A 6,996-nucleotide genomic window follows, 5' to 3' on the forward strand; every position below is an offset into this window, starting at 1 on the left:
AGTTCGCCGTCATCTGTCACTTCGCAGCATTCGATGATGGCGGTGGTGGGTCGCTCCAGGTGGCCATAGCGCATCTGCTGTGCCAGGGAAAGCCCTCTTATTGACATGAGAACTGCCAAAAGAGTATACTAATCCCGTAGCGTAGGCTTGTACTACTATGTCGGTGCCTCATCACCTGCGTAGGCATACGGAAGCTGGTACCTTCCGTATGCTGCTACTCTTTGCTTTGGTTTATGTTTTAATTATAAAATTGCAATAGATATGGTGCAGTAGATTATTAACGATAATGCGTCTACAATAGTTGTCATAAGTGGGCTTGCAACGACTGCTGGGTCGAGTTTACAAATTTTAGCAAGGATAGGGAGTAAGCACCCGACGAGTTTTGCCATAACCAAGCGAGGTACTTCATTATTCGATTACGTTCACCTTCTGCCATTCGGCAACAATCGCGGCGACATCCGTCTTGGCCTGTTCCAGCGAGACGTCGTAATCCTCGCAAAGTGCCTCGGCAAGGGCATCGACCGTAAAGTCGCCCATTTCAGAAGCCTTGGACCAGAGCCACGCGGCCGTCTCGTTGAGGCAAAGCAGCCTACCGAAATCGAGGGCTCCGAGTCCCTCGCCCATAATCACCTTTTCGCCACACACGTCGCGCAGCACAAAACCCGATTTTAAACCCATTACGCAATTCTCCTATAAATAGCGAGCAGCCAACGCCTCAAAGGTAGCAGTCCAAACCACACTTTTGCAAGCAGCCGGCTCCTAAAACTGTCCAAAGAGCACCTTTTGCCATTGGGATGAACCACGTACGACGCCTTCGCCCGAATCTGGTCGATTCGGCAGTGCTCGCGGCCGACCAGGTTACCATCCCCCATCAGCGTAACATGCTCATTTTCAATCTTCACAATCCGGTGAACGACATGACGGCAGCCTTCTACCTCGGCAAGAACGACATCGCCCCACCTTGGAGCCACGGAGCTTTCAAGGATGACGCTGTCCCGGTCCCCCACGATAAACGGAAGCATGCTACGCCCCTTCACCGGGAAAGTCACCGAGACCCCCTCGCCTACCAGGCGGATCGCTTCGGACAAGATGAAATCGTCACCGATCACATTACGCTCCAGTTACGGCCTCGCGGCAAACCCTGGCCGCATCCTCGTCGGGTAGACATTCCATGTACCACACCGGAACATGGGATGCCAGGGCATTTTCGGTTTCATGTAGGCCATCGGCAATCTTACGGTCCCAACGCTTGCCCGAAACGCTCGGCACAAGCGCCGCATAAGCCTGCACGCCCTGCAGCCTTACAATCTTGTTGAACGGAGCCTGCGACAGAAGGACGATTCCACCGACTTGAACTTCACGGTCCTTGTAGCAGGGCGTCTTTCCGCTCCATGGCGAACCATAGACGACCGCGCCGCGATCTTCGAAAAAGCGGACCACCGGATTGTCGTCATTAAGCAGTTCGGAACCTTCGTTGTACTTGAGCCACAGCTGCGCATGCGTACTCTTGCCCGTTCCGCTCTTGCCCAGGAACAGGTAGCCTCGGCCAGCATATTCGACAATCGCCGCATGGAACAGAAGCGTCCCGAAACGCGCCGTCGCAAGCGCATACAGCACCATCAGGGCATTGTTTATGGCAAACTTGATATTTGACACCGAATTGGACGATGGAATCAGGAGCCGCGCCGAAGAATAGTCGGCCGCACACACCAGCATGCCGACAGAAACATGGTACAGGTAGAAATCGAACACAGGCAAGCCTGCCGCGGTATGTCCGCAAAAAATCTGCTGGTTCTCCTCGTCCTGACGGGTTTCCTCGTCATAACAAACCGGAGCCGCAAACTCCAGCTTCAGCGTAAAGGCACACTGCAATAAATCTTCCGAAACGCGCTCTTCGAACGGCTCGTAGTTGGACATCAAAGAAAACGGACTATCCGGCCAGACCTCCGGATTTTCAACCGTTACCGCAAAGCGGTTTTCTGCAACCTTGTAACATTTCGTCATCATACGGAAAGCCCTTCTAGCGAAAGTCTCCTCAACCGAATACGAACCGGAATCGATAAAGCGAACCATTTCGCATATCTAAGCTGGTGCCAAAAAACTTCTACAGGTTCAAAATAGAAAAGCCGCAGCACGCGGAAACGCCGACCGAACCACCGCGGCACCAGAGATCTGGATTCCACTTTCGAATAAAAGCCAAAGTTTCCCCCCGCAAGGACAGCCGCAAGCATCTTCTTGCCGCGTCTACCATCAGGAGCACAGAGCATGCGATCCTTCGTCAGGTTGAGCACATGTTCCAGCAGCCACATTAACGCCGCGGCGGCATGCCACAGTCCAAAGCGCTTCAGGTGCGAAGCCACCTCTGCACGGTCCTCCTCCGAAGACTTCTGCAAAAGGATAAAGTAATCGACAATCTGCTTAAGCCCAATTCCACCGGTAATAAAATGACGCTGGATATGCGACAACTGCATCGTCAGGGCAAACTTGAGCGACGGAACACGAAAGCCCTCGGGAACACTTTCCGCATGTTCAATTTCCCGATCAAGATAACGCATCATCCGTTGACTGGTAAAGGGATTAAAATTCCCGGAAGAAGCCATGAAATGCGCCTCGACGATAACGCCGTTCCGCGTATTTTCCAGATGAACATGATGTTTCGAAAAGTCCGACCGCGTCATCAGGTTCAAGCGTTGCAGAAGCGACAAGACACAATCCTTTCCGCCATCGATCCAGATGTCGATATCGCCGCACTGCCGCATGAACTTGTCCGGGTACAGGCGCGCATTCGCAGAGCCCTTCAATATGGCTGTCCGCCTCCCCTGCTTTGCAAAAAGTTCCGTGAGCCGTGCCGCCTCCGCATTCACCATGCGGTTGTGACCTCGGATAGTCTCCGCCTCGCTCGCCCACTGAAAAGCCAGGTCAATAGGCGGCTGGGAACTCTTCGGGAGTTTGCAGATACCCGCATAGGCAATGCCCACGACCGAGAGTTTGGACGCGAGCTCGTAGAGCATTTCCCAAGCATCCGGAGAAAGACAAATTTCTGAAGCATCCTGGAGTAATCCCGCTCCAAGACCGAGCCGCAACAATGCAAAAAAGTTCTGTTCTATCCGATTCAAGTAAACTCTCTAGAGCCCTATATATAAAAAATCAGGACCCATTACGGTCCCGACAAAAGCAATGAAAAGCGCTTATACCATTTATGCGTAGTAGTCCTTTTCAGCGTCATCCCTGAATGCTCCACCGCCAGTGTAGCCTCCTTGACTAGACTGCATCAAGGTTGCCATTGCCTGGACTTTACATTCCGTCATCTCAGGTTTTTTGTATTCTCTTTTTGTTTCCATAAAAAGCACTCTTTTATTTTTAATCAATGACGACATCACCAACATTACTCCCATTCATCAGGGTTGCCCTAGCATGAACATTACATACTTTCATCTGTGGCTTTATGTATGACTTTTTGGTTCTCACGACAGCGTCTCTTGAAAAAAAATGGATTAGCAACCCTCGGAACCATCGACGCAAACGACCCCTTCGTCACTACCACACAAGAACCTTACGACTTCCAATGCCATAACTTCCATCTGCGGCGCAATATATTCCTTCTTCGATTCTATTTTATCTTCGCGTTCAACCATCTTTACGCTCCTTTTTACTTAATAATAACTTTTTTTCCGTTCTTGTAGTAGGTTCCCTTCGCAGAAGGCTTCGAATTCAGCCTACGGCCCTTCAGGTCGAACCAGCGGTCCATGCGGACTTCGCCCGTAACCGTGTTAAGCTTACCCGTCTGGACAACAACGCCCTTTTCGTTCTCGATTTCGATATCGAGCTCGTCCGGGAGCAGAATACTACCGCCAAGGTTGCCATGAATGGACTTTGCCGCAACGGGGGCACTCTTATGGTAAACCAGATAGGCGCGCATCGGGTTGGTATAAGCACCAGTACCAATCCTCACAAATTGACCGAGCTTTGCCCCGTCGCGTTCCTGATTTGCAAATAGATAAATGGGATCAGTGTTACTCTGCACGAAGCTTATGTAGGAGTACGTTCCAACGAAATCCCATTGACCATTCGATGCCACCTCACCCTCAGTTTCCGTATTGAGGGTTACAGTTCCGGTTATATTAAAGCTAACCTCAGCTCCCTTAGGCAAAACAACATAGGGAGTATTCGGTTTGACCGTTTCCGTAGTAGTCACCTTGAACTTCCAGCGGTTTTCATCCTCGTTCCACACTACCGTCTTGAACTTGTAAACATCCGCACCAACAACATCAGTTGCAGCGATCTCAAACGGAACATACAGCGTAGAAATCTTGTTCGCATTGAACGTGCGGTCCAATGTCACACTATTGACCGTAATATCTTGCGTAATTTCAACAGCTTCGCTTCCAGTATAATCGCCGTTTATAACAGCTCTTACATCGTTCGCTGCATAAGTATAGATGGTCAGAGCCCCATAAGAGGAAATTTCAACATTGCCCTCCACCCAGTGCGGATACAATGTAATGTCTGCATTATTGGAATAAGAACCGCCTAAAGCATAAACGCTTTCTCCGCCATCTTCTATAGCCCAGCCATCCTGAGTGAACCCATCGCGGGTATAATGCCCACCCTCAGCCAAGGTAATGGACATGCCATATCCTTTTTGAGCAGGAGAAATTGAGCCAACAGCACCAGAACCTGCCATATAGGCTATCGTGTAAGTCTTTTCTTCCCATTTGGCGTACAAAACCTTATTACCCGTCGAACCACTGGTAATCTGCTTTGCGATTTCATTGAAATGATCATCATAGAACCAGCCCTTGAAATCGTAGCCTTCCTTCACTGGGGCCTCGAACACAATGGAGGCATCCTCAATCGTATAGGTGGCCGGATTGCCCACATTGTTTGTTCCACCTTCAAGGTTATAGGTAATCGTATAGGCAATGGCATTCCAATCCGCATACAAGACATAATTCGTATCAATAGCCGTTGTATCAAAAGCAAAGTAGGTGTTGGTATTGCATGCCAAAATATCCAGGCACCATCCCGAATACTCATACCCTTCATCAGGTGTCGGTGCAGGAGGCTCCGTTAGGGTTTCACCCTTTTCCACATTGACAAAGTCAACCTTGGTCTTTCCATGACCATTGGCATTGTAGGTAACAGTAAAGGTCCGAGCCTTGGTCCATGCCGCATAGAAAGTCATGTTGCCAGTTGCGACGATACCATCCAAGTGCAAGGTATCGGAATCGGTAATATCGTCTTCTGCTTTAAATTCTTTCCGCGTATCGGACCAACCCGTAAAATAGAGCGTAGAATCGTTTCTCTTATAGGTTGCAGGAACTTCCATACCCGTAACAGAAATCATGTCACCCCTGGCAACCTTTACAGTCTTTTCAACGGTTGTTCCGTCAGCATATTTTCCCGGAGCCGCACTGAAGGTAATCGTAAAGATCGGGTACCACACGGCATAGACCGTCGCAGAGCCCGAAACAGAACCCAGATCAGCATCGGGTTCAGTTGCAATCGGACTTAAGGACCACCCTGCAAAGGCGCTATCCGCATGAACCGGGGCAGAAATTTCTTCCGGAGTAATAATCTTGTCCTTGAGGATGATTTTCTTTTTCTTGGCGCCATCAGGGAACACACCGCTCTTGGCATTGAAGGTAACCGTAAAGCCGTCGGAACCGTACAAAGAAACGGAACTTTCACCCACGGACCACGGGGAGTCCTTGGAACATTCGCCATCGACCATGGTACCATTATTGAGGGGGCACACCACATCTTCGGAATTTACATCCGGCACTCCAGTGGCAGAGCCAGTTGTAGTGTATGAACCTCCTTTTGTAGTAGCACCAATACCACCATCAGCGCCAAACAAATCAGAGTCATAATACAGATTAGAAAGAGTAACATTTCCTTGATACTGATGGCCAACAATAGCTCCCGCTGCACTATTGTACGTCTTACCGCCAACGACCGCAGAACCTTCAGCAGACAGTTCGGTACCAGCATAGACGCACGATGATACCGTCACCGCTCCTGTATAATTTTTTGTATAACCAGCAATTCCACCTACATAGGCCAAGCCACTCGCCCTAATGCTCACCGTACTCACGCAATTCGAGATGTTTCCACCACCGATATTACCCACAATACCGCCTACAGCCTGACCATCACCGCTCGTCACAACAACACCAGACGCAGAGCATCCATCAATAGAACTGTTCCCGCTTTGCCAGCCAACAACCGTTCCAATCGAAATAGGTTTTTCAACTATTTTGTTTTTATCGTTAAGACCGCCCTTACCGAAACCGTGAACCTCAATATCAATTATATTCAGATTTTTCAAGGTTCCCTTAAAGCAACCAATAAAACCCAAATTTTGGGCATAAAATGTGCTATCATGATGAATAGCCATCAATTCTTTTGCAGATATATACAAATTCGAAATAGAATGACCATTTCCATCAAAAATACCCGAATATATTCGCCTATTGTCATTACCTGTTCCTACCGCTATCGGAGTCCAGAGTTTGTCCCCCATATCCAAGTCAGCCATCAGTTTTGCATTTTTACTAAGGTATTGATTGTTATCGACCGTGTTGGTCTGCGCAGCGAACCAAGCGAGTTCTGCAGCCGTATAGATTTTATAATAAACCTTGCCATCAATCGATTCAGTCGATGGTTCCGTCATTGACATTCCGTCCCAAGCCTCTGAGTCCACGGCAAAAACTTGCCCAACGAGCACCAGGCAGGTCATAAGAAATAAAGATCTGAGTCTACTAATAAAAGGCATAAATTTCCCCTATTTTTGCCTAAATTTAGTAAATTTTCGTAAAAAATACGAAATTCGTAAGAAAAAAAACCAGATTCAAAGGAATGGGCGTGAGATTTATCACGCCCAAGGATTATCTGACAATAACCCTTTTCCCGTTCTTGAAATAAGTACCCTTCACAGTAGGCTTCGAATTCAGCCTACGGCCCTTCAGGTCGAACCAGCGGTCCATGCGGACT

The 6,996-nt window shown here is 48.8% G+C and carries 8 protein-coding genes; all 8 read right to left on the bottom strand.

Going from position 1 to position 6,996, the window contains the following annotated elements; genetic code table 11:
* Positions 1-242 precede the first annotated feature (242 nt).
* Positions 243-389, bottom strand: a complete 147-nt coding sequence (locus tag Q0628_RS15775) for a magnesium transporter (protein WP_366979161.1) — start codon at positions 387-389, stop codon at positions 243-245.
* Between the two features lie 19 nt (positions 390-408).
* Entirely contained in the window at positions 409-678 is a 270-nt protein-coding gene (locus Q0628_RS12250; protein WP_298771367.1) for a PqqD family protein, read from the bottom strand.
* Positions 678-1,109 (bottom strand): S24/S26 family peptidase, encoded by a 432-nt coding sequence (locus Q0628_RS12255; RefSeq protein ID WP_298771369.1) that lies wholly within the window; start codon positions 1,107-1,109, stop codon positions 678-680. The genes Q0628_RS12250 and Q0628_RS12255 overlap by 1 nt, the downstream gene beginning before the upstream one ends.
* Before the next feature lies 1 nt (position 1,110).
* Positions 1,111-2,007 carry a hypothetical protein gene (locus Q0628_RS12260; protein ID WP_298771372.1) on the bottom strand — a complete coding sequence of 299 codons (897 nt, stop codon included), beginning with the start codon at positions 2,005-2,007 and terminating at the stop codon, positions 1,111-1,113.
* On the bottom strand, positions 2,004-3,116 hold the full coding sequence (locus Q0628_RS12265) for a nucleotidyltransferase family protein (RefSeq protein WP_298771373.1): 1,113 nt from the start codon (positions 3,114-3,116) through the stop codon (positions 2,004-2,006). Before Q0628_RS12265 ends, Q0628_RS12260 begins: the two co-directional genes overlap by 4 nt.
* An 81-nt stretch (positions 3,117-3,197) precedes the next feature.
* Positions 3,198-3,341 carry a hypothetical protein gene (locus tag Q0628_RS12270; protein WP_298771374.1) on the bottom strand — a complete coding sequence of 48 codons (144 nt, stop codon included), beginning with the start codon at positions 3,339-3,341 and terminating at the stop codon, positions 3,198-3,200.
* A 153-nt stretch (positions 3,342-3,494) separates the two neighbouring features.
* Positions 3,495-3,635, bottom strand: coding sequence for a hypothetical protein (locus Q0628_RS12275; RefSeq protein WP_298771375.1), 141 nt, complete (start codon positions 3,633-3,635; stop codon positions 3,495-3,497).
* A gap of 14 nt (positions 3,636-3,649) precedes the next feature.
* Positions 3,650-6,742 (bottom strand): InlB B-repeat-containing protein, encoded by a 3,093-nt coding sequence (locus Q0628_RS12280; protein WP_298771376.1) that lies wholly within the window; start codon positions 6,740-6,742, stop codon positions 3,650-3,652.
* Positions 6,743-6,996: the final 254 nt, after the last annotated feature.

Source organism: uncultured Fibrobacter sp., assembly GCF_937877005.1.
Lineage (GTDB): Bacteria > Fibrobacterota > Fibrobacteria > Fibrobacterales > Fibrobacteraceae > Fibrobacter.